Origin of the sequence: Usitatibacter palustris (genome assembly GCF_013003985.1) — a bacterium.
GTDB classification, from domain to species: domain Bacteria; phylum Pseudomonadota; class Gammaproteobacteria; order Burkholderiales; family Usitatibacteraceae; genus Usitatibacter; species Usitatibacter palustris.
Map to the genome: position 1 here is coordinate 3,226,402 of NZ_CP053073.1, position 21,978 is coordinate 3,248,379.

The 21,978-nt window shown below is 66.9% G+C and carries 27 protein-coding genes; 12 read left to right on the forward strand and 15 right to left on the reverse strand.

Features of this window, described 5'->3' with window-relative positions; all coding sequences use genetic code 11:
• The first annotated feature begins 12 nt into the window (after window positions 1-12).
• The 10 genes from DSM104440_RS15710 to DSM104440_RS15755 all read left to right on the forward strand — a co-directional run bounded on the left by DSM104440_RS15710 (window position 13) and on the right by DSM104440_RS15755 (window position 9,398).
• Complete coding sequence (locus DSM104440_RS15710; RefSeq protein WP_246212026.1) at window positions 13-897, forward strand: LpxL/LpxP family acyltransferase; 885 nt, start codon at window positions 13-15, stop codon at window positions 895-897.
• The gene (dapF, locus tag DSM104440_RS15715) at window positions 894-1,724 is read left to right on the forward strand and encodes a diaminopimelate epimerase (RefSeq protein WP_171164273.1); all 831 of its coding nucleotides are present in this window, start codon (window positions 894-896) and stop codon (window positions 1,722-1,724) included. The genes DSM104440_RS15710 and dapF overlap by 4 nt, the downstream gene beginning before the upstream one ends.
• 19 nt (window positions 1,725-1,743) lie before the next feature.
• Window positions 1,744-2,421, forward strand: coding sequence for a DUF484 family protein (locus DSM104440_RS15720; RefSeq protein WP_171164275.1), 678 nt, complete (start codon window positions 1,744-1,746; stop codon window positions 2,419-2,421).
• On the forward strand, window positions 2,405-3,304 hold the full coding sequence (xerC, locus tag DSM104440_RS15725; protein ID WP_171164277.1) for a tyrosine recombinase XerC: 900 nt from the start codon (window positions 2,405-2,407) through the stop codon (window positions 3,302-3,304). Before DSM104440_RS15720 ends, xerC begins: the two co-directional genes overlap by 17 nt.
• 8 nt (window positions 3,305-3,312) lie before the next feature.
• On the forward strand, window positions 3,313-4,368 hold the full coding sequence (locus DSM104440_RS15730; RefSeq protein WP_171164278.1) for a CobW family GTP-binding protein: 1,056 nt from the start codon (window positions 3,313-3,315) through the stop codon (window positions 4,366-4,368).
• Window positions 4,335-5,321 carry a CobW family GTP-binding protein gene (locus DSM104440_RS15735; protein ID WP_171164280.1) on the forward strand — a complete coding sequence of 329 codons (987 nt, stop codon included), beginning with the start codon at window positions 4,335-4,337 and terminating at the stop codon, window positions 5,319-5,321. Before DSM104440_RS15730 ends, DSM104440_RS15735 begins: the two co-directional genes overlap by 34 nt.
• Window positions 5,322-5,370: 49 nt before the next feature.
• Complete coding sequence (locus DSM104440_RS15740; protein WP_171164282.1) at window positions 5,371-6,480, forward strand: hypothetical protein; 1,110 nt, start codon at window positions 5,371-5,373, stop codon at window positions 6,478-6,480.
• Window positions 6,481-6,544: 64 nt separating this feature from the next.
• Window positions 6,545-7,090, forward strand: coding sequence for an ATP-dependent protease subunit HslV (gene hslV / locus DSM104440_RS15745; protein WP_171164284.1), 546 nt, complete (start codon window positions 6,545-6,547; stop codon window positions 7,088-7,090).
• Between the two features lie 56 nt (window positions 7,091-7,146).
• Window positions 7,147-8,457 (forward strand): ATP-dependent protease ATPase subunit HslU, encoded by a 1,311-nt coding sequence (hslU, locus tag DSM104440_RS15750; RefSeq protein WP_171166027.1) that lies wholly within the window; start codon window positions 7,147-7,149, stop codon window positions 8,455-8,457.
• Between the two features lie 74 nt (window positions 8,458-8,531).
• Window positions 8,532-9,398, forward strand: coding sequence for a nuclear transport factor 2 family protein (locus tag DSM104440_RS15755; RefSeq protein WP_171164287.1), 867 nt, complete (start codon window positions 8,532-8,534; stop codon window positions 9,396-9,398).
• On the opposite strand, the gene DSM104440_RS15760 is transcribed toward DSM104440_RS15755, so the two are convergent.
• The 5 genes from DSM104440_RS15760 to DSM104440_RS15780 are packed head-to-tail and all read right to left on the reverse strand — an operon-like array spanning window position 9,377 to window position 12,279.
• Window positions 9,377-10,165 (reverse strand): hypothetical protein, encoded by a 789-nt coding sequence (locus DSM104440_RS15760; RefSeq protein ID WP_171164289.1) that lies wholly within the window; start codon window positions 10,163-10,165, stop codon window positions 9,377-9,379. The genes DSM104440_RS15755 and DSM104440_RS15760 overlap by 22 nt on opposite strands.
• Complete coding sequence (locus tag DSM104440_RS15765; protein WP_171164291.1) at window positions 10,166-10,918, reverse strand: HvfC/BufC family peptide modification chaperone; 753 nt, start codon at window positions 10,916-10,918, stop codon at window positions 10,166-10,168. It abuts the gene before it with no gap.
• Window positions 10,893-11,705 (reverse strand): MNIO family bufferin maturase, encoded by an 813-nt coding sequence (bufB, locus tag DSM104440_RS15770; protein WP_246212032.1) that lies wholly within the window; start codon window positions 11,703-11,705, stop codon window positions 10,893-10,895. The genes DSM104440_RS15765 and bufB overlap by 26 nt, the downstream gene beginning before the upstream one ends.
• A 13-nt stretch (window positions 11,706-11,718) precedes the next feature.
• Complete coding sequence (locus DSM104440_RS15775) at window positions 11,719-11,991, reverse strand: BufA1 family periplasmic bufferin-type metallophore (RefSeq protein ID WP_171164295.1); 273 nt, start codon at window positions 11,989-11,991, stop codon at window positions 11,719-11,721.
• 27 nt (window positions 11,992-12,018) lie between these two features.
• Entirely contained in the window at window positions 12,019-12,279 is a 261-nt protein-coding gene (locus tag DSM104440_RS15780; protein WP_171164297.1) for a BufA1 family periplasmic bufferin-type metallophore, read from the reverse strand.
• 133 nt (window positions 12,280-12,412) lie between these two features.
• Between DSM104440_RS15780 and DSM104440_RS15785 the strand changes: the two genes are divergently transcribed.
• Together DSM104440_RS15785 and argB are read left to right on the forward strand one after the other, a co-directional pair.
• Window positions 12,413-12,847 (forward strand): Hsp20/alpha crystallin family protein, encoded by a 435-nt coding sequence (locus tag DSM104440_RS15785; RefSeq protein WP_171164299.1) that lies wholly within the window; start codon window positions 12,413-12,415, stop codon window positions 12,845-12,847.
• 127 nt (window positions 12,848-12,974) lie between these two features.
• On the forward strand, window positions 12,975-13,883 hold the full coding sequence (gene argB, locus DSM104440_RS15790; protein ID WP_171164301.1) for an acetylglutamate kinase: 909 nt from the start codon (window positions 12,975-12,977) through the stop codon (window positions 13,881-13,883).
• A gap of 3 nt (window positions 13,884-13,886) precedes the next feature.
• Here the strand turns inward: argB and DSM104440_RS15795 are convergent, their stop codons facing one another.
• The 10 genes from DSM104440_RS15795 to DSM104440_RS15840 all read right to left on the reverse strand — a co-directional run bounded on the left by DSM104440_RS15795 (window position 13,887) and on the right by DSM104440_RS15840 (window position 21,949).
• Window positions 13,887-14,345: a hypothetical protein gene (locus DSM104440_RS15795; RefSeq protein ID WP_171164303.1), complete on the reverse strand. Its 459-nt coding sequence runs from the start codon at window positions 14,343-14,345 to the stop codon at window positions 13,887-13,889.
• 87 nt (window positions 14,346-14,432) lie between these two features.
• Complete coding sequence (locus DSM104440_RS15800) at window positions 14,433-15,194, reverse strand: endonuclease/exonuclease/phosphatase family protein (protein WP_171164305.1); 762 nt, start codon at window positions 15,192-15,194, stop codon at window positions 14,433-14,435.
• Entirely contained in the window at window positions 15,191-15,601 is a 411-nt protein-coding gene (gene nudB, locus DSM104440_RS15805; protein WP_246212034.1) for a dihydroneopterin triphosphate diphosphatase, read from the reverse strand. Before nudB ends, DSM104440_RS15800 begins: the two co-directional genes overlap by 4 nt.
• 38 nt (window positions 15,602-15,639) lie before the next feature.
• On the reverse strand, window positions 15,640-16,563 hold the full coding sequence (locus tag DSM104440_RS15810) for an isoaspartyl peptidase/L-asparaginase family protein (protein ID WP_171164309.1): 924 nt from the start codon (window positions 16,561-16,563) through the stop codon (window positions 15,640-15,642).
• Complete coding sequence (gene aspS / locus DSM104440_RS15815) at window positions 16,560-18,350, reverse strand: aspartate--tRNA ligase (protein WP_171164311.1); 1,791 nt, start codon at window positions 18,348-18,350, stop codon at window positions 16,560-16,562. The genes DSM104440_RS15810 and aspS overlap by 4 nt, the downstream gene beginning before the upstream one ends.
• Before the next feature lie 7 nt (window positions 18,351-18,357).
• Window positions 18,358-18,951: a DUF502 domain-containing protein gene (locus DSM104440_RS15820; RefSeq protein WP_171166029.1), complete on the reverse strand. Its 594-nt coding sequence runs from the start codon at window positions 18,949-18,951 to the stop codon at window positions 18,358-18,360.
• 6 nt (window positions 18,952-18,957) lie between these two features.
• On the reverse strand, window positions 18,958-19,278 hold the full coding sequence (locus DSM104440_RS15825; RefSeq protein ID WP_171164313.1) for an FmdB family zinc ribbon protein: 321 nt from the start codon (window positions 19,276-19,278) through the stop codon (window positions 18,958-18,960).
• 45 nt (window positions 19,279-19,323) lie between these two features.
• Complete coding sequence (htpX, locus tag DSM104440_RS15830; protein ID WP_171164315.1) at window positions 19,324-20,196, reverse strand: protease HtpX; 873 nt, start codon at window positions 20,194-20,196, stop codon at window positions 19,324-19,326.
• Between the two features lie 31 nt (window positions 20,197-20,227).
• Window positions 20,228-20,701: a single-stranded DNA-binding protein gene (ssb, locus tag DSM104440_RS15835; protein WP_171164317.1), complete on the reverse strand. Its 474-nt coding sequence runs from the start codon at window positions 20,699-20,701 to the stop codon at window positions 20,228-20,230.
• Between the two features lie 15 nt (window positions 20,702-20,716).
• Window positions 20,717-21,949: an MFS transporter gene (locus DSM104440_RS15840; protein ID WP_171164319.1), complete on the reverse strand. Its 1,233-nt coding sequence runs from the start codon at window positions 21,947-21,949 to the stop codon at window positions 20,717-20,719.
• Between the last annotated feature and the right edge of the window lie 29 nt (window positions 21,950-21,978).

Genomic DNA, 21,978 nt, shown 5'->3' on the forward strand with positions numbered 1-21,978 from the left:
AAACTCGCCTCCGTGAAACTCATCCGCAGTCTGGGCTCCTGGCTCGGCGTCGCCTTCCTCTGGCTCCTGCACCTGCTGCCCACGCGCGCGATAGCGGCCGTCGGGCGGGGCTTCGGCACGCTGGCCTATCGGTTCGGCCGCGGGCGCGTCGCGCGCATCAACCTCGCGATGTGCTTTCCGGACATGCCCGAGGAAGAGCGCAATGCGCTGGCACTCGCGCACTTCAAGTCGCTCGGGCGCGCACTCGCGGAGCAGAGCATCTTCTGGTTCGGGCGGAAGGAGCGGGCGATGGGCATGGTGCGCATCATCGGCGGCGAGCACTTCGACCGGCTCAAGGGCACGCCCGTCATCGTCTTCGCGCCGCACTTCATCGGGCTCAACCTCGGCGGGCCCAAGATCTCGCACGTCTTCCCGGGCACGGCTTCGATCTACAGCACCCAGAAGAATCCGGTGCTCGATCACTATCTCTACCAGGGCCGCGTGCGCTTCGGTTCGCCGAAGCTGCTCTCGCGCCAGGAAGGCATGCGCGCAATCGTGAAGTCGCTGCGCGAGGGCCGGCTCTTCTACTTCCTTCCCGACATGGACTTCGGTGCGCGCGACTCGATCTTCGTCCCGTTCTTCGGGGTGCCGACCTCCACCGTGACCGCACTCCCGAGGCTCGCGCGCATGGCCGGTGCGAAGGTCGTTCCCACGGTCACGCGACAGACGGAAGACGGCTACGAGGTCACGGTGCACCCGCCGTGGGAGAATTACCCGTCGGGCGATGTCGAGGCCGATGTGCGACGCATGAACACCTTCATCGAGGAGCAGGTCCGCCTGATGCCCGAGCAGTACTTCTGGGCCCACAAGCGCTTCAAGACGCGCCCGCCCGGCGAGCCCAACCCCTACCGCGAATGAAGATCCGCTTCACCAAGATGCACGGCCAGGGCAACGACTTCGTCGTGATCGACGCCGTGCGCCAATCCGTTTCCCTCGACCGCGAGCAGGTTCGCCGCATCGCCGATCGCCATTTCGGCGTGGGGTGCGATCAACTGCTGGTCGTCGAGCCGCCCACCACCGCGGGCAACGATTTCCGCTACCGGATCTGGAATTCCGACGGCGGCGAGGTCGAGCAATGCGGCAACGGTTCGCGCTGCTTCGTGCGCTTCGTGCTCGACCAGGGCCTCACCACGAAAACCGAGATTCGCGTCGAGACCGCCTCGGGCGTGATCGTCCCGCGCCTCGAATCCACGGGCCAGGTGACGGTGGACATGGGCGCGCCACGATTGGCGCCCGCGCAGGTCCCCTTCGATGCGGCCGAGGAGCGCGTGACGTATCCCCTCGTCGTCGATGGCGTGACGCTCGAGGTGAGCGTGCTGTCGATGGGCAACCCGCATGCCGTGCAAGTGGTCGACGACGTCGATCGCGCGCCGGTCACGACGCAAGGTCCGAGGATCGAGAACCATCCGGCGTTCCCGAAGCGGGTGAACGCGGGCTTCATGCAGGTCGTCTCGCGTGACGCGATCCGCCTTCGGGTCTGGGAGCGCGGCGCCGGCGAAACCCTGGCCTGCGGCACGGGCGCGTGCGCGGCCGTGGTTTCGGGCATTCGCCGCGGCCTGCTCGATTCACGGGTGCGCGTGACCACGCGCGGCGGCCCGCTTTCGATCCTCTGGCCCGGACCCGGCCACGCCGTTATGATGACGGGCGACGCCGTCCGTGTGTTCGACGGCGAAATTGAACTCTGAAAGATCGAAGGACACGCCGTTGCCCACCCCCGAGCAGGTCGCAGAATTCCTCAAGCAGAACCCCGGTTTCTTCGAAAGCCACGTGGATGTGCTCATGAACCTGCACATCCCGCATCCGCACGGTGGCCGCGCCGTATCGATCGGCGAGCGCCAGCTGGTCGCGGTGCGCGAAAAGGCGAAGCTCCTCGAGGAGAAGCTTCGTGAGCTGATCGAGTTCGGCGAGGAAAACGACGCGGTGAGCGCGAAGGTCCATCGCCTCGCCTGCCGCCTGATCGAGGCCACCAGCCTCGATGCGGCCCTCGACACGCTTTACCTCGACCTCCTCGACCACTTCGCGGTCCCGCACGTCGCCGTGCGCCTGTGGAACGTCGCCGAGGAGAACCCCGACACCAAGGAGTTCGGTGCGGTCGCCGGCGAGATGCGCGATTTCGTCGCGCAGATGTCGGTGCCGTATTGCGGGCATCACGCGGTCTACGAGAGCCAGGCGTGGTTCGGGGAATCCGCGCCGCACCTCAAGAGCTTCGCGCTCGTCCAGCTGATGCACGATGCGCAGTGCTTCGGCGCGATCGGCCTCGCCTCCGAGGACCCGAAGCGCTTCTATCCCGAGATGGGCACGCTGTACCTGAAGCGCATCGGCGAGCTCATGAGCCACGTGCTCTGGCGCTTCGTGACCCCCATCCGTGGCGAAGCCCGCTAGCGCGCTCGAGCGCTACCTCGCCCACCTCCGCAACGAACGCCGGCTCTCCGGCCACACGCTCGCCGCGTACGCGCGCGACGGCGCCCTGCTTCCCGGGCTTGCCGGCGATCGCGCGATGGACGCCCTCACCGTGCACGACATCCGCCGCTTCATCGCAACACTCCACGGCCGCGGACTCTCGCCGCGCTCGCTCGCGCGCACGCTCTCGAGCTGGCGCGGGTTCTTCGACTTCCTCGCGCGCCACCGCGAAGTCGCTTCGAACCCCTGCACCGGCGTGCGTCCGCCGAAAGCGCCGCGCAAGCTTCCCGAGGCACTCTCTCCCGATGATGCCGTGCGCCTGGTCGCGCATGGCGGCGACGATTCGCCGCTCGGCGTGCGCGACAGCGCGCTCTTCGAGCTCGCGTATTCGTGCGGGCTGCGGGTCTCGGAGCTGACGGGCCTCGACCTCGACGCCATCGACCCGAAGACGGGCGAAGTGCGCGTGACCGGCAAGGGCTCGAAGACGCGCATCGTGCCGGTGGGCACGCCGGCCCTCGAAGCGGTGGCCCGATGGCTGCGTCTTCGCACCCCGCTCGCGCGCCCGGAGGTAAACGCGCTGTTCATCGGACCGCGCGGCCGCAGGATGTCGCCGCGCGACGTGCAGCGCCGCATCAAGCTGCGCGCCCAGGCGGCGGGGCTCGATGTCGACGTCCATCCGCACATGCTTCGCCATTCCTTCGCCTCGCACGTGCTGCAGTCGTCCGGCGACCTGCGCGCCGTGCAGGAGATGCTCGGGCACGCGAGCATCGCGTCCACGCAGGTGTACACGCACCTCGACTTCCAGCATCTCGCGAAGGTGTACGACGCGGCGCACCCGCGCGCCAAGCGCGCCAAGCGGCGCTGAGGCCTGCCATGCCGGCAACACCTGTCACCCCCATCACGGTCCTTACCGGTTTCCTCGGCAGCGGCAAGACCACGCTGCTCAATCACGCGCTGCGCGACGCTGCGTTCGCGGATACCGCCGTGCTCGTGAACGAGTTCGGCCAGATCGGCATCGATCACCTGCTGGTGCGCGAAGCGAGCGAGAACGTCGTTCTCCTCGAAGGAGGCTGCATCTGCTGCCAGGTCGCCGGTGACGTCGTCCAGGCACTGCGCGACCTGCACTTCAAGCGCGCCGAGGGGTCCATCCCGCTGTTCCGGCGCGCCGTGATCGAGACCACCGGGCTCGCGGACCCGGCGCCGCTGCTGCGAACCCTCATCGAGATGCCCCTCGTCGCCGCGCGCTATTCGCTCGCGGGCGTGGTCACCACGGTCGATGCCGACCACGGCGCGCGCACGCTCGATGCGCACCCGGAAGCGGTGAAGCAGGTCGCGGTCGCCGATCGCGTGATCCTCACCAAGACCGATCTCGTCGACGCCGCCCAGGTCGAGGCGATCACGGCCCGCATCGCCGCGATGGTTCCCGGCGTCCCGGTCGAGCGCGCCGTGAAGGGCGTGATCGCGCCGGAGCGCCTATTCGCGAGCGGCCTCGGCCGACCGGCCGGCGAAACGCCCGACGCGGCCGGGTGGTTCGGCCGGGGATGGCGCTCGCACGCTTCGGGTGTTGGCGCTCACGATCGCCGCATCCGCAGCTTCGTCTGGCACCATGACGGGGACCTGGACTGGGAAACGTTCGCGACGGGGCTCGAAACGCTCCTCGAGCTGCGCGGCGACCGGATCCTGCGCCTGAAGGGGCTGGTAAACGTGGCCGGGGAACCGGGGCCGCGCGCCATCCATGCCGTGCAGCACAGCCTCTATCCACCCGCGAAGCTCGCCGCCTGGCCCGACGGCCCCGATTTCGCCGACCGGCATAGCCGGATCGTTTTCATCACCCGCGACCTTGAAGAAGCGCCCGTCGCCCAGATCTTGAATTCATTCGCCTCAAGGAATCCCGCATGCAGCCCGCCGCCGATAACCTCATCCCCGTAACCATCCTCACCGGCTTCCTCGGAGCCGGGAAGACCACCCTCCTCAACCGCATCCTCACCGAGCAGCACGGCGAGAAGATCGCGGTCATCGAGAACGAGTTCGGCGAGACCGGCATCGACAACGAGATCCTCGTGCAGGACAAGCAGGAGCAGATCGTGGAGATGAACAACGGGTGCCTGTGCTGCACCGTGCGCGGCGACCTCGTGCGCATCCTCAAGGACCTGCGCAAGAAGAAGCGCGGCGGCGAACTGAAGTTCGACCGCGTGATCATCGAGACCACCGGGTTGGCAAACCCGGGACCTGTCGCCCAGACGTTCTTCATGGACGAGGACATCCACAAGAACTACATGCTCGACGCCGTGATCACCGTCGTCGATGCGAAGCACGGCAACAAGACGCTCGACGAGCACGACGAGGCGCGCGCCCAGGTGGGCTTCGCCGACCGCATCCTGCTCTCGAAGACCGACCTCGTGGCCGAAACCGAGACGAAGGACCTGATGGACCGCATGAAGCGCATGAACCCGCGCGCGCAGCAGAACAAGGTCCACTTCGGCGAGGCGGACATCAAGGAGATCCTCGACATCAAGGGCTTCAACCTCAACGCGATCCTCGAGGTCGAGCCGACGTTCCTCACCGACGATCACCACCACCATGACGACGACGTGTCGTCCTTCGTGTGGAAGGACCCGCGGCCGATGCATCTCGAGAAGATCGAGACGTTCCTCTCGCTCATGGTCGAGAACTACGGCGAGGACCTCCTGCGCTACAAGGGCGTGCTCAACATCAAGGGCAACGAGCGCCGGATGATCTTCCAGGGCGTGCACATGCTCATGGGCGGCACCGAGGGCAAGCCCTGGGCGCCCGACGAGACCCGCGAGAGCGTCATGGTGTTCATCGGCCGGAAGATCCCCCGCAAGCTCTTCGAGGAAGGCCTCGCATACTGCGTCGCGTAAGCGGCGCTATACTGGCATCGCGCACTTCCACAGATACGGGTAGAAACCCTTGAAGCCTGTCGCAGCCTCCGTCACCGGCACGCGCACGGGCGCCAACCGAGCGCTCGCACGAGTCGGCACCGAAGAATTCCACTCCATGCGCCTGCCTGCTGCCCAGGAGGCCGCGGTGCTCTATTCGGCCAACTTCAACGACGCCGCGGTGGCGCTGCTGAAGAGCGAGATCAAGGACTCGGCGGGCAAGACCAACAAGCAGGTCTGGCTCATGCTGTTCGACATCTACCAGGCCTCGCAGAACCGCTCGGAGTTCGACGCGCTCTCGATGCTGTTCACCGTCCGCTTCGAGCAATCGCCGCCGCCCTGGGCGGAGTCGGGCGATTCGGCGGGCGACCCGCGCCGCTCGACCCAGACGCGCGAGCGCAAGGACCTCTTCACGCTCAAGCCCAATGCCTCCGGGGACCTCGCCGCCGAGATCGAGAAGTTCCGCGCCTTCGCCGAGGCCCAGGGCACCGTGCGGCTCGATGTTTCGAAGGTGACGGCGATCAGCGCCGAGGAAGCGACGCTGCTCAACAACGCGCTCCTGCTGCTGCGCAAGAAGAACATGCCGATGTGGTTCAACAGCATCGAGCCGTTCGAGAAGCTGCTGCGCTCGCAGATCGCCGAAAAAGCCACTGAAGTCCAGCGCTACTACTGGCTCCTGCTGTTCGAGCTGCTGATCATCCAGGGCCGCTCGCAGGAGTTCGAGGACCTGGGGCTCGAGTACGCCGTGGCCTTCGAGATCTCCCCGCCCATCTGGGAGATCTACGTGAACTCGGTCGCGATCGCCGCGGCCAAGGCCGCGCCCGCGGCGAAGGCCGCCCCCTCGGCCGCCATCCAGCCCGAGGTGGGCTTCCCGCTGAAGGGCGTGATCTCGGCGGCCAGCGCGAACCAGATCGCGGAGCTGAACGGTTTCGCCGCGAACCACACCGAAGTCGCGATCGACACCAGCAAGGTGCTGCGTATCGAGTTCGGCTTCGCCTCGATCTTCTTCGAGGTGGTGAAGACCATCCAGGTGGCGGGCAAGCGCGTGATCCTGTCCAACCTCAACGAGCTCAATGCGGGGCTGCTCGAGGCCTTCGGCTTCAACCGCTACGCGATCCTCGTCCGCAAGAAGTCCATCTGAAATCCCCAACGGGCGCACGGGAATTTTCCCCGCGCGTGCCGGTCCCTGCGTAGAGGCTCGGCGAATGAGCGAATCCCCTCCCCAATTCCATGGCACGACCATCGTGTCCGTGCGCCGCGGCCGCCAGGTCGCGCTGGGCGGCGACGGCCAGGTGACGCTCGGCAACATCGTCGTGAAGGCCACCGCCCGCAAGGTGCGCCGCCTGTACCAGGACAGGATCCTCGCCGGCTTCGCCGGAGCGACCGCGGATGCCTTCACCCTCTTCGAGCGCTTCGAGGCCAAGCTGGAGAAGCACCAGGGCAACCTGCTGCGCTCGGCCGTGGAGCTCGCCAAGGACTGGCGCACGGATCGCATCCTGCGCCGCCTGGAGGCCCTTCTCGCCGTGGCCGACGCGGAATCCTCGCTGATGATCACCGGCACGGGCGATGTGCTCGAGCCCGAGCGCGGGCTGATCGCGATCGGCAGCGGCGGCCCGTATGCGCAGGCCGCGGCCATGGCCCTGCTCGACCACACGGATCTGCCGCCGGCTGAAGTGGTGAAGCGCTCGCTCACCATCGCGGGCGAGCTGTGCATCTACACGAACCAGAACCACGTGATCGAGACGCTGTGAGCGACATGAACGTGAACCCGTCCCCGCCTCCTCCCACGCCCGAGGTCGCGTCGATGATGACGCCCCAGGAGATCGTGCACGAGCTCGACAAGTACATCGTCGGGCAGGCTGACGCCAAGCGTGCGGTGGCGATCGCGCTGCGCAACCGCTGGCGGCGCTCGCAGGTGCCCCTCGAGCTGCGCGCCGAGATCACGCCCAAGAACATCCTGATGATCGGGCCCACCGGCGTAGGCAAGACGGAGATCTCGCGCCGCCTCGCGCGGCTTGCGAACGCGCCTTTCATCAAGGTCGAGGCCACGAAGTTCACCGAGGTGGGCTACGTGGGCCGCGACGTCGACACGATCATCCGCGACCTGGTCGAGATCGCGGTGAAGTCCACGCGCGAGCAGGAGATGCGCAAGGTCCGCCATCGCGCCCAGGATTCCGCCGAGGAGCGCGTGCTCGATGCGCTGCTGCCCGGCGTGCCGCAGGCCGAAGGACACGACGCGAACTCCACGCGCCAGCGCTTCCGCAAGATGCTTCGCGAGGGCAAGCTCGACGACAAGGATCTCGAGATCGATCTCGCGCAGGGTCCTGCCAACATGGAGATCCTGGCGCCCCCCGGAATGGAGGAGCTCACCCAGCAGCTCCAGGGCATGTTCGCCAACATCGGGCACTCGCGCCGCAAGCGCCGCACCGTGAAGATCCGCGAAGCCCTGCGGCTCATCACCGACGAGGAAGCCGCCGCGCTCGTGAACGAGGAGGAGCTGCGCCACGCAGCCCTGCAATCGGTCGAGCAGAACGGCATCGTGTTCCTCGACGAGATCGACAAGATCGCCAGCCGCGGCGAGCTGCAGGGCGCGGACGTTTCGCGCCAGGGCGTGCAGCGCGACCTCCTGCCGCTGGTGGAGGGCACGGCGGTCACCACCAAGTACGGCATGGTGCACACCGACCACATCCTCTTCATCGCGAGCGGCGCGTTCCACCTCGCGCGCCCCTCCGATCTCATCCCCGAACTGCAGGGCCGGCTGCCCATCCGGGTGGAGCTCCAGAGCCTCTCGGTGGACGACTTCGAACGCATCCTCACCGCCACCGACGCGTGCCTCACGCGGCAGTACGAAGCGCTGCTGGCCACCGAAGGCCTCACGCTCGCTTTCCAGCCCGATGGCGTGCGGCGGCTCGCGGAGATCGCCTTCTCGGTGAACGAGCGCACCGAGAACATCGGCGCGCGCCGGCTCTACACCGTGATGGAGAAGCTCCTCGAGGACGTCTCCTTCGACGCGGGCAGCGGCAGCGGCGCCTCGAAGGTGGTGATCGACGCGGCTTACGTGGATTCGCGCCTCGCGGAACTCGCGAAGAGCGAGGATCTCTCCCGCTACGTCCTCTAGCGGATTCCCGAAGAAGTCACCGTTCGCAAGAAAGCGTAACGCCCCTCGCCGCGGCCACCTGATTCAATGCCGCGATGAAGACCCTCCTCGCCGCGTGCGGCCTGGCTCTCGCCGGCTGCGCCACCGTGCCCATGAATCCTGAAGCCGCCCACACCCTCGGCGCCGCCGAGACCGCCTTCGCCGCGCATTCGATTCGCGAAGGCATGCGCAAGGCCTTCCTCGCCGCCTTCGCCGACGATGGCGTCTTCGTACGCGGCGACTGGACCGTGAGCAACACGGACCTCGTGAACCGCCCCGATCCGCCGATCTACCTCGATTGGCGCCCCGTGTTCGTGGTCGCCGCCGCCTCGGGCGAGCTGGGCCTGTCCACCGGGCCGTCGCGGATCCTCAGCAAGACCAAGCCGGATACGCCGCCGAGCTTCGGGCAGTACGTCTCGATCTGGCGGCGGGTCGATGGCGGCCCGTGGAAGGTCGCGGTCGATCTCGGAATTTCCCATCCCGCCCCGGACCTCTGGGACCAGCCGCTGTCGGCGAACCTCGTCGCCGCTCCCGGCGGGCGGGGCGATGCGGACGGGCTCGCGGGCATGGAGCGCCGCTTCACGCAGGCGTCGCTCGCGTCGGGCCAGAAGGCGGCCTACGCGCAGTTCGCTTCGCCCGCGTTTCGCTTCTATCGCTCGGGGTCCCCGCCGCCCACCACGCGCGAGGCTTCGCTCGCCGCACCGGGCATGGACGACCAGCGCCTGTCGTGGACAGTCGATCGCATCGAGGTCGCGCGTTCGGGTGACTTCGGCTACGCGCGCGGCTTCTATGCGAATGCGGCCACGCCTGCCGAGAAGCTCGGCGTCTACATGCGCGCGTGGCGGATGGAAGGCGGCGAGTGGCGCCTGCTGCTCGACGTCATCAATCCCGGCCCGAAGCCTCAGGCGCCCGCGGCTTCGTAGAGCTGCACCACGCGGTCCATCACCTCGAGGATGTTGTCGCACGTCTTCACGACGTGCTCGAGCTCGCGCTTCGCATCCTTGCCGGCATTGAGCCGCTCCACCGCCTGGCCCAGGAAGAAATACTGGTTCTGCGCGAGCGAGAGCTCGGCGTTGACCTCGATCGAATTTCCCGGCGCCTGCATGAGCAGTGCCAGCGACTTGCGGAAATCGGCATCGGAAGCGGCGAGCTCGAGCTCGACGCGATCGCTGCGCAGCCCCCAGTGGCGAAACAGGTGCAGTTTCGCGATGCGCTGCGAGAGCAGGCGCAGCTCGCCCGCGGCAAGCACGAGCTCCGTGCCCGGTGCACGTGACTGCGCGCGCACCAGCCGCGCGCCCTTCGCCGCAACCCAGACGAGCTCGTCGTTCTGCTCGGCGAGCTTCTTCGCGTTGTCGGCCGACGGAGGCTTCGACGCCACGACGCGAAACTCCTTCCACAGGAGCGCCAGGAGCAGGTAGGTCTCGCGAATCTCCGCGTTCGCGCTTCCTGCCAGCAACGGTTCGAGGCCCGATTCGAACTCCTTCATCGCGGCCGGCAGCGAGCGGTGCGTGCGCGCGGCGAGAACGTCCTGCCCGACCTGCACGTAGAGCTTCGCGATGCGCTCGGCGAGCATGGGCTGGCGCACCGCGAGGTGCGAAAGCGTGGCCCCCTCGAGCCGCGCCTTCGCAGGCTGAGCCGCCGCGAGGACCGGCGCGAATGCAAGAAGCAGCGCGAGGACGACGGTTCGCATCTAACGCGTGAACCCCGTGATCACGCCATCCGCGACGAATTCGCGCAGCGCGGGCGCCAGGCGCGTGGGATTGGCTTCGAAGCATTCCGCCGCCTCTCCCAGCGTTTCGCCGTTCGCGAGCGCATCGAGGAAGCGCCACGCAGGCTCGTCCTCCCGCTCGATGCCATCGCGCGTCACGATGAGAAAGTCCGGGCCTTCCTCGGGGTCCGGCGTGCCGTCGCGATCAGGCTGGTTCGCCTCCCAGATCGCGAGGACCGGATGCGGTGAAGCGATCAATCCCACGGCCGGATGAAGGCGAAAGCGCAGGCGCTCGTGCTCGTCGGCCGGCACTCGCGCAAGCGACGCAAGATCGAAAGGCGCGGCGTTCGCCGCGAACTGCGCGCGATGCACGGCCCATTCCACGCGCGCAACGTCCGCGAGGTATTCGACAGAACCCGCATGCGGATAGCCCGCGAGAAAGGTTGCGAACTGCGCGCCGAAGCGATGCAGGTCGCCACTCGTCGAGGGATGCACCTCGGTGTACCGCGCCGCGGCCTCGCTGAAGAACGCGGGGCCGACGAGGCGAGCCACCACGGGATAGGTGTCCGCCAACGCGCCACGCCAGTTGGCCGCCACGTTGCGTCGATAGGCCTCGAGCCGATCGGACGGCGTCGCGCGACCCGCGCGGATGCCGGGAAGCGCGCGCGGCTCCGCTGCCGACACGGCCGCGAGGAACTCGCGCTGCTGCTCAGCGAGCGTCACGGGCAATCGCATCGGCGTGGCTCGCCTCTTCGAGGAGGACATCGAGCGCGGGAATGTTCGTGTCCCACTCGACGAGCGTGGGGCGCGCACCAACGCGGGCGATGAGTTGGCCGTACAGCTCCCACACCTGCTCGCAAACGCGCTCGCCGTGTGTATCGATGAGCAGGTCGCCACTCGCCTCGTGGCCGGCCAGGTGGATCTCGCCGATCGCTGCCGCGGGAATGGCCGCGAGATAGGTTGCCGCGTCGAAGCCGTGATTCACCGCGTTCACCCAGATGTTGTTCACGTCGAGCAGGATGCCGCAGCCCGTGCGCCGGGCCACTTCCGCGATGAACTCCCACTCGGGAATCGTGGAGGCTTCGAACTCGAGGTACGACGAGACGTTCTCGACGAGGATGCGCCGGCCGAGGCGCTCCTGCACTAGCTGCACGCGCGTGGCCACATGCTCCAGCGCCTCGGAGGTGTACGGCAGCGGCAGCAGGTCGTTGGCGTGACGGCCATCGATCGACGACCAGCACAGGTGCTCCGACACGACGAAGGGATCCACGCGCTGCGCGAGCGCCGCGAGGCGCTCGAGGTGGGGCGCATCGAGCGGATCGGCCGAGCCCAGCGAGAGCCCGACGCCGTGGAGGCTGACGGGGTAGCGGCTGCGGAACCGCTCGAGGGTCGCGAGGGCCGGACCGCCCTCGCCGAAGAAATTCTCGCTGTGGACCTCCACGAAGCCCAGCGCCGGACGGCGCTCGAGGAGCTCCGCGTAGTGCGGCGCGCGCAGCCCGATGCCGCAGGGCTCTGCGCTCACGGGCCGCGCCGGCTTATTTCTTGTCGGATGGCGCCACGAGCTTGCCGCCCGCCTTCTCGCAGGTGCCCTTGGGGACGTATTTCCACTCGACCGGATCGTTGTCCTTCTTGGATGCGCCCGCACAACCATGCGAGGCCGTGCCGCAGTCGTTCTGGCCGGCCTTGGCGACGCCGTAGCACCGCTCCTTGCCTTCCGCGGCCTTGGGGTCATGCGCCGAGGCGCCCGTGGCGAAGCCGGCGAGGAGGCCTGCCACAGCGGTGGTGATGAGGGCTTTCGAAGTCTTCATGCCTGCTCTCCGTTCGTTGAACCGCGATCAGCGCGTCTTGCCGCCGACCTTTTCGCACGTGCCCTTGGCGACGTACTTCCAGTCGTCCGGGGAATTGTCCTTCTTGGCCTTGCCCGCGCAGGTATGGCTGGAGGTGCCGCAGTCGTTCTGCCCGGCCTTGGCGATGCCGTAGCACTTCTCCCGCTCCTTCCCACCCTGCGACTGCTGTGTCTGCGCCACGCCGTGGGTCATGGCGAGGGCAAGCACCCCGGCCACCGCCGACTGGATCACCGTTTTCTTCATGGTCATTTGTACCGCCTCCCACGCGCCAGGGCGGCCTGAAAACGGCCGCCATCTATGGGCAAAATCTTAGCATTTCAAGGCGTTGAATTGCCCTCTCGCGGCCCTACGTTCTATTCATACCCAAACGAAAGGAACGTCCATGACCCGCTTGATCCGCTACGAACCGCTGACCGGCCGCCTCGACGGCCTGTTCGATGAATTCTTTCGCCCCGCCTTCGCCTGGGACGGCGCCACCGCCCCGCGCGAAACCGCGCCCATCCGCTTCGACGTCCGCGAGACGCCCGAGACCTACGTCGTCGCCGCCGAGCTGCCGGGCGTCACGAGGGAGAACATCCACGTCGAGATCGAGGGCAACGAAGTGACGATCTCGGCCGAAACGCAGCGCGCCGACGAACAGAAGGATGGCGAGAAGTGGCTGCGCGTCGAGCGCCACTACGGCAAGGCCGAGCGCCGCTTCGCGCTGCCGCAGGAAGTCGACGACACCCGGGCCGCCGCGAAATTTGCCGACGGCGTGCTGGAACTGACGCTGCCCAAGAAGGCGCCGGTGACGGGTCGCAAGCTGCAGGTGCAATAACCGCTGCAACCCCGGTGACGTGCCGGGTGGGGCTGGGTCGGCTTCTCCCTCCGACCTGGCCCCGTTTTTTTTCGTGCGTCGAGGCGTTTCCCCTACAATAGCGGCGACCTCCCCTCCCCCAGTCGCCATGGCCACGAAGCTGTCCTCCGCACAGAAGGCTGAAGTCCTGATCGAGGCGCTGCCTTACATCCAGCGCTTCTACGATCGCACCATCGTGGTGAAGTACGGCGGCAACGCGATGACCGACATCGCGCTGCAGGAGGATTTCGCCGAGGACATCGTGCTGCTCAAGCTGATCGGCATGAACCCCGTCGTGGTGCACGGCGCGGGCCCGCAGATCGGCGCGCTGCTGCAGAAGCTCGGCAAGCAGAGCCAGTTCATCCAGGGCATGCGCGTGACCGACGAAGAGACGCTCGACGTGGTCGAGATGGTGCTCGGCGGCCTGATCAACCAGGAGATCGTCACGCTCATCAATCGCGCCGGCGGCAAGGCGGTGGGCCTCACGGGCAAGGACGGGCACTTCATCCATGCCCGCAAGCTCAAGGTCGCGAGCAAGGAAAACAAGAAGAAGAAGATCGACGTGGGGCTGGTGGGCGAAGTCGTGCGCATCGACCCGGAGATCATCCAGCTCCTCGACCAGCGCGACTTCATTCCCGTCATCGCGCCCATCGGCGCCGACGAGAACGGCACGGCCTACAACATCAACGCCGACGTGGCCGCGGGCAAGCTCGCGATCACGCTGCAGGCCGAGAAGTTCATCCTGCTCACCAACACCGCGGGCGTGCTCGACAAGGCCGGCAAGGTGGTCACGGGCCTCACCGCGGCCAAGGTGAAGGAGATGATCGACGACGGCACGGTCTCCGGCGGCATGCTGCCGAAGGTCGAGTGCGCCCTCGACGCCGTGCGCAACGGCGTGAAGTCCGCGCACATCATCGACGGGCGCGTCTCCCACGCCCTGCTGCTCGAAGTGCTCACGAGCGAAGGCGTGGGAACGCTGATCCGCGGCGCCTCCGCGAATCGCGCGAACCACCGCTAGGGGTCAGTACTTCGGGCAGCTGATCGTGCCGCGGTGCTTCGAGTCCGCGTTGTAGACCTGCACGACGTAGCCGTCACCCGACTTGTGCAATTCGGCCCAGCCGCTGCCCTGCAGCCAATAGCCGTGTCCCGATCCCTGCGTGAGGCCGTCCTTGCCCTCGCCCATGAGCGAGCCGCAGCGGTATCCCTTCGTGGCCGTCCCGATGCCCAGGTTGGTCGAGCTCGTCTCGATCGACGTCGCCATCTGCGTATCCGAGGTCCGTGACTTCTTGTGGTTGCAGGTCTTCTCGCTGTACGGACAGCATTCCTTGCCGCCGGGCGCGACCTTCTTCGAGAAATTGGTCAGGTTGCCGAACGAGCCGAAGTGCGCGGCGCGATCCGACTTGTTGTAGACGCAGTAGGCATGGGCGGTACTGGTACCCAGCGCGAGCGCGCCGAGTAGTGCGATTCCAGCTGGCTTCAAGTAACTCTCCCTGTAGGTGATTTCCTACGCGCCTTGGGCGCGCAGGAAAACCCTAACAGCGGCATCGCGCCGTGTCACCGCTTGACGTCAGCGCGTGAGCGTGGCGGCGAGGGCGACGTGGTCGGAGAGGTTGGTCCACGGACCGCCGGTGAGGCGCTCGACGCCGCCGACGTTGAAGCCGCGCACGTAGATGCGATCGAGCGACAGCATCGGCATGCGCGCCGGGAAGCTCCGCGCGAGCGCGCCTTCGGAGCGTTCGAACACTTCGTAGAGGCCGAGGTCCTTCGACAGCACGGCACTTGCCTGCTGGCGCCAGTCGTTGAAGTCACCGGCCACGACGAGCGGCTCGTCGTCGGGCACGGCCTCGTGGATGCGGTCGCACAGCCACTGGAGCTGGAACTTGCGGCTGCGGGCCCACAGACCGAGGTGGACGTTGATGCAATGCAGGCGCTCGGTCCAGCCGGGCACGACGATCTCGCAGTGGAGAAGGCCGCGGCTCTCGAGCCGGTGGTGCGAGATGTCGAGGTTTTCCCAGAGCGGAATGGGGAAGCGGCTCACGACGGCGTTGCCGTAGTGGCCGTTCTGGTAGACCGCGTTCATGCCGTAGACGTTGTGCGAGCCTTCGTGGCACAGGAACTCATGCTGTCCATTCGCCGGCCAGCGCGCCGCGTGGCGCTTTGCATGCGCGTGGTCCTGCCCGACGACTTCCTGCAGGAAGACGACGTCGGCCTCGACGGCCGTCAGCCGCTCGCGGATCTCGTGCAACACCAGCCGGCGGTTGAACTGCGTGAACCCCTTGTGGATGTTGTACGTGACGACCCGCAGTTTTTTCTTCGGATCGACAGTCATCTTTTCAGTCGCTCGGGCAGCATTTCGATCGCCTCGCGGTTGCTCCAGGAGAAAACCTTGTCGGCAGCTTCACGCCAAGGCAGCCACGCGGCCTGGAGGTGCTCGCGGGGTGCCAGGCGCACCGTTACAGGCGCCGCCACGCACAATCCGAAGACATGTTCCGTGTTGTGCGTGACACCTGGCGCATAGCGATGCCGCCAGATCGGGTAGATTTCGTAAACGTTCTGCAAGTTCCACGCCTGAAATTCGTGCTCGCGTGCATCGAGGCCTGTTTCCTCCCCGACTTCACGGATCGCCGTCGCCTCGAGGCTCTCGCCTTCGTGCTGGCTCCCCGTCACCGACTGCCAGAACCCGGGGCGATCGGCGCGCTCCAGGAGCAGCACGTCGAGGCCCTTCGTGTAGATCACGACGAGCGTCGAGACCGGTATCTTGTAATTCGTTCCACTCACGCCCGCATCTTCGCGACGACATTGCCGGCGCCGGCGAACCAGGCGTGGGGCATGTCGCGCGTGCGGTGCGCGGCGTACGGGGTACCCGCACTGTCGACCGCAATGAGGCCGACGTCGGCATCGAAATCGCGGCCCAGTTGATCGAGGACCGCCTGCACAGCCTGCGAGAGCGTGGCGCCCTGCTCCACCTTCTCCGAGATTACGCGAGTGGCGAGCGATCGCAGCACATATTCGCCCGTCCCCGTGGCCGAAGCCGCGATGTGCCGCGACGCGTAGTTTCCGGCACCGGGAAAGGGTGAGTCACCGACACGGCCGACGAGTTTCAACGTGACCCCGCCCGTCGATGTTGCAGCTGCAAGAATTCCGTGTGAATCGACCGCGGCCGCGCCCACCGTGCCGCCTGCATATTCGGGATGCTCCTTGAGGAAGCGGCGCATCTTGAGCGCGTGCTTTCCGAGCACTTCGTCCACGCGATTGCGCTTGTCGTGCCAGTCCGCGCGGCGATCGGGCGTCACCGGATCGTGGTCACCGAAGCCCATCACGCGTGCAAATCGTTGCGCGCCGTCGCCGGTGAGCATGACGTGATCGGTCTCTTCCATCACCTTTCGCGCCACGAGGATGGGATTCTTCACGCGCTGCAGGCCGGAGACCGAGCCCACGCGCGCCTCGCGGCTTTCCATCACGCACGCGTCGAGCTCGCAGAAGCCGTCGAAGTTGAGGACGGCGCCGGTGCCGGCGTTGTAGATGGGGTTGTCCTCGAGCACGACCACGGTGGCGCACACCGCATCGAGCGCCGAACCGCCGCCCATGAGGATCTCGCGGCCCTTGCCGACCGCATCGCTCAGGCCGTTGACGGCGTCCTCATCCGATCCGGGGCGCCACTTGCCCGCACCGCCGTGGGCAATGAGCGCGACGGTCATTTCGTTTCGGCCGCCGGTGCGGCGTTGCGCAACTTGATGTGCAGGTCGCGCAGCTGGCGCTCCGTGACCGGCGTCGGCGTCTCGACCATGAGGTCCTGGCCGCGCTGCGTCTTCGGGAAGGCCATGACGTCGCGAATCTGTTCCACGCCCGCGAGCATCGCGACCATGCGGTCGAGGCCGAAGGCAATGCCGCCGTGCGGCGGCGCGCCGAAGGCGAGCGCATCGAGCAGCCAGCCGAACTTCGCGCGTTGTTCCGCTTCGCCGATGCCGAGCGTGGCGAACTGCTTGGCCTGGATCTCGGCGCGATGGATTCGCACCGAACCACCGCCGAGCTCCCAGCCGTTCAACGCGATGTCGTAGGCCTTCGCGAGGACCTTCGACGGATCGGTGTCGAGGAACTCGACGTGTTCGTCCTTGGGGCTGGTGAACGGATGGTGCGCCGCGGCCCAGCGCTTCGATTCCTCGTCGTACTCGAACGCGGGGAAGTCGAGCACCCAGCAGGGCTTCCACGCCTTCTCGGCATGGCCCTTCTCGTGACCCACCTTGCTGCGCAACGCGCCGAGCGCGTCGTTGACGATCTTGCGCCGGTCCGCGCCGAAGAACAGCACGTCGCCGGCCTTCGCGCCGGTGCGCTCGATGATCTTGCCGAGGACCTCGGGCGAGAGGAACTTCACGATCGGCGATTGCAACCCTTCCTCGTTGAGCTTGGAAGGATCGTTCACGCGAATGTAGGCGAGGCCCTTGGCGCCATAGATCGCCACGAAGGGCGTGAGGTCGTCGAGCTCCTTGCGCGTGAACTGCTCATTGCCACCCGGCACGCGCAGTGCCGCGACGCGGCCATCCTTGAGATCGGCCGCGGACTTGAACACCTTGAAGCCGCAGTCCTTCACGACATCGGTGAGCTCCGTGAGATCGAGCTTCACGCGCAGGTCCGGCTTGTCGCTGCCGTACTTCGCCGTCGCTTCGGCGTAGGTAAGGCGCGGGAACGCGGGCAGGTCCACGTTCAACACTCGCTTCCAGACGTGGCGCACGAGGCCCTCCATGAGGTCCTGGATCTCGCGCTCGCTGAGGAACGAAGTCTCGACGTCGATCTGCGTGAACTCGGGCTGGCGGTCGGCGCGCAGGTCTTCGTCGCGGAAGCACTTCACGATCTGGTAGTAGCGGTCGTAGCCCGCGACCATGAGGATCTGCTTGAAGAGCTGCGGCGACTGCGGCAGCGCGTAGAACTGGCCGTCGTGGATGCGCGAGGGCACGAGGAATTCGCGTGCGCCCTCGGGCGTGCTCTTGTAGAGCACGGGCGTCTCGACGTCGACGAAGCCGTTGTCGTCGAGGTACTCGCGCACCGCCTTCGCGGTCTGGTGGCGCATGCGCAGGATGCGCTGCATCGCGGGACGGCGGAGATCGAGATAGCGGTACTTGAGCCGCACCTCTTCCGAGATCTGCTCGTCGTCCATCATGAACGGCGGCGTCACGGAGGCGTTGAGCACTTCGAGCTCGTGCGCGAGGACTTCGATCTCGCCGCTCTTCAGCTCGGTGTTCACCGTGCCCTCGGGGCGCTTGCGCACGAGGCCCGTCACGCGCAGCACGAATTCGTTGCGCACGCGGTCGGCGGTGGCGAAGGTGTCGGCGCGATCCGGATCGCACACGACCTGCACGAGGCCCTCGCGGTCACGCAGGTCGATGAAGATCACGCCTCCGTGGTCGCGGCGGCGATGCGCCCATCCGTACAGCGTCACGGTCTGCCCGAGGAAGCGGGCGTCGGTCAATCCACAGTATTCGGTTCGCATTTTTTTCTTATCGGCGCGGCGGCTCGGCCACGCCCATGGAGATGATGTACTTGAGCGCCTCGTCGACCGTCATCTGCAATTCGATGGTCTCGTTCTTCGGCACGATCAGGAAGAAGCCGGAGGTGATGTTGGGCGTGGTGGGAATGAACACCGAGACCTGGTCGTGTCCCAGATGGTCGGTCACTTCGTGCTCGGGGCTACCGGTGACGAGCGCGACAGTCCAAGAGCCCGCGTGCGGGTAACGCACGAGCACCGCGCGGCGGAACGCCTTGCCTTCCGGCGAGAAGAGCGTGTCGCTGATCTGCTTCACGCCACCGTAGATCGAGCGGACGATCGGAATGCGGCTGAGCAACCCGTCGCCCAGCGCGAGGAGCCTGCGGCCGAAGAAGTTCGCGGCGAGCGCGCCCGTGAGCAGCAGGATCGCGATCACGAGGATGATGCCCAGGCCCGGCACGTGGAAGCCGAGGAGGCGCTCCGTGCTGTAGTCGCCGGGCACGAGCAGCAGCGTCTGGTCCATGAGGTCGACCAGCGCCTTCAGCACCCAGATGGTGATGCCCAGCGGGATCCAGACCAGGAGCCCGGCGATGAGGTAACGCCGCAGCATGGATCAGCTGCCGGCTTTTGCGGCCGGAGTGCTCGCGGGTGCGGCGTCCGACGTGGTGGAGCTGGGGGCCTTGGTCTCGCTCTTCGATTCCGTCTTGGGCGCCTCGGCGGTGCTCGCACTCGACGGCGCGGCGGCCTTCTTGCTGCCCTTGAAATCGGTCGCGTACCAGCCGCTGCCCTTGAGCTGGAAGCCCGCGGCCGTGAGCATCTTCGTCAACGATTCCTGCGAGCACTTCGGGCAGCGCGTCGGTGCCGGGTCACTCAGCTTCTGCAGGTACTCCTGCTCGTGGCCGCAACTGGTGCAGCGATACTCGTAGATCGGCATGGACGCTTCTACAAAACGTGGAAAATCGCATTATAACACAAGCACTTAGCGACGGGCCTGCTCCAGCGCGGCAATCCGCGCCTCGATCGGCGGATGGCTCGAGAAAAGCGCCATCCAGCCGGGCTTGTCGGAAATGCCCGAGGACTGGAATGCCTTGGGCAATGCGCCCGGCTCCAGGCCGCCGAGGCGGCGAAGCGCGGCGACCATCGGCCGCGGCGTTCCCATGAACTGCGCAGCGCCCGCATCCGCGCGGAATTCACGCAGGCGAGAGAACCACATCACGATGATCGACGCGAGGAGCGCGAAGACGATTTCGCAAACGAAGACGGTGACGTAGTAACCGATGCCCACGCCGCGATCGTTCTTGAGGATGACCCGGTCGACCACGTAGCCCACGATGCGCGCGAAGAAAACGACGAACGTGTTCACCACGCCCTGGATGAGCGTGAGGGTGACCATGTCGCCATTGGCGATGTGCGCCACTTCATGCGCGAGCACCGCCTCGACTTCTTCCTTGGTCATCGACTGCAGCAGCCCGGTGGAAACGGCGACGAGCGCGTCGTTCTTGAATGCACCCGTGGCAAACGCGTTGGGCTCACCCTCGTAGATCGCGACTTCGGGCATGCCCACGCCGGCCTTTTCGGACAGGCGCTTCACGGTGTTCACGAGCCACACTTCGTCGCCGGTCTGCGGCGTCTCGATCACCTGCGCGCCCGTGCTCCACTTCGCCATCGGCTTGGAAAGCAGCAGCGAGATGAAGGAACCCGTGAAACCGACGATGACCGAGAACACCAGCAGCATGCCGATGTTGAGGCCTTCGGCCGCGATGAAGCGGTTCGCGCCGGTGATCGTGAGCACGATGCCCAGCACGACCATTACCGCGAGGTTGGTGAGGAGGAACAGTACGATTCGTTTCATTGGTTTTTAGTGATCCGAAAATGATCCCGCGTCAGAAGGGAATGTCGTCCTCGAAATCGTCGAACTTGCCGCCGCTCTTCGCAGCCGGCTTCGCCGACGACGATGCGGGCCGTTCACCGCCACCGCCGCCACCGCCGACGTCACCACGCTCGCTGCGCTCGCCGCCGCCCATGCCCTGGCGCGAGCCGAGCATCTGCATGCGATCGGCGATGATCTCGGTGGAGTAGCGCTTCACGCCGTCCTTCTCCCATTCGCGGGTCTGGAGGCGGCCTTCCACGTACACCTGGCTGCCTTTCTTCAGGTACTCGCCGGCGATTTCCGCGAGCTTTCCGAAGAAGGCCACGCGGTGCCATTCGGTCTTCTCCTGCTTCTCGCCGGACTTGTCCTTCCACGTCTCCGTGGTGGCGACCGAAATATTGGTCACTGCGCCGCCGTCGGGGATGTAGCGGGTTTCGGGATCGCGCCCGAGGTTGCCGACGAGGATTACTTTGTTCACCGATGCCATGGCATTGCTCCCTTGCTAGGTTCTTGAGGCCGGAGCCGAATCCGCCGCGGGGAGCGCGGAGGCTTCTTCTTCCAGCGAGATGGGGGCGGGATCGCCCATTTTCCAGGCCACCGCGAGCCACGCCGCAGTGAGCACGATACAGCCGACGATGACCGCCGTGGGGCCGCCCGCCTGGGCGGCCACGCCGCCGAGCGCCCCGCCGGCGAACATGCCGAGGAACTGCACGCTCGAGAACACCCCGGTGGCCGCGCCCCGGGCGCCCTCCGGAGCCGCGCGCGATACGAGCGCGGGCAGCTTCGCTTCCAGAACGTTGAACGCCCCGAAGAAGATGACCAGCGCCACGACGATGCCGGCGAGCTCATGCTGCCCGGCAACCAGCGCGGCCAGGCTCGCGGCGAGCGCGATGATGGCGCCGAGGAACGTGGCGCGCTCGCGTGTCGAGGCACGGCCCAGGATCGCGGGGAGCATCAGCACGAAGCCGCCGGCCACCACGCCCAGGTAGAGGCCCCAGTGGTCCTTCGGGGCGAGGCCGGCTTTCACCATCGCCGGCGGAATCACGACGAAGACCGCCATGAGGATGAGGCGCAGCGTGAACACGCCGAAGTTGAGCCGCAGGAGTTCGGGGTTGACGAGGACGCGGCGGAAATCGACCGGGCCTCGCGCCGCCGGCGCATCGACGACATCGGGAAGCATCCAGGCCACCACGCCCATCGCGAGGATGCACATCACGCCGGTCATCGCGAAGATTCCCTGCACGCCGATCTGTTGCGCAAGGAAGGGAGCGAGGATGAACGACAGCGCGAAGGACGCGCCGATCGTCGAGCCGATCATCGCCATGGCCTTCGTTCGCTGGCTCGGCCGCGTGAGGTCGCCGGCCATCGCGATCGCCACCGCGGAAATGGCCCCGGCGCCCTGCAGCATGCGGCCGAGGATCACCATCGCGGGCGAATCGAAGGCCGCGGCGACGAAGCTCCCCGCCGCCATGATGGCCAGGCCCACGTAGAGCACGGGCTTGCGGCCGATGCGGTCGGAGACGTAGCCGAAGGGAATCTGCAGGACGGCCTGCGTGAGGCCGTAGGCGCCGAGCGCCACGCCCACGAGCGTGATCGTCCAGCCCGGGCGGCCCTCGGCGTAGAGCGCGAAGACCGGCAGGATCACGAACATGCCGAACAGGCGAAGGCCGAAGATCGCCGCGAGCGAGAGGCTCGCGCGGAGCTCCTGGGGGCTCATGCGGACCGGGGTGCTCAACGCGGGCGGAAAGGGGGAAGTGGGACGGG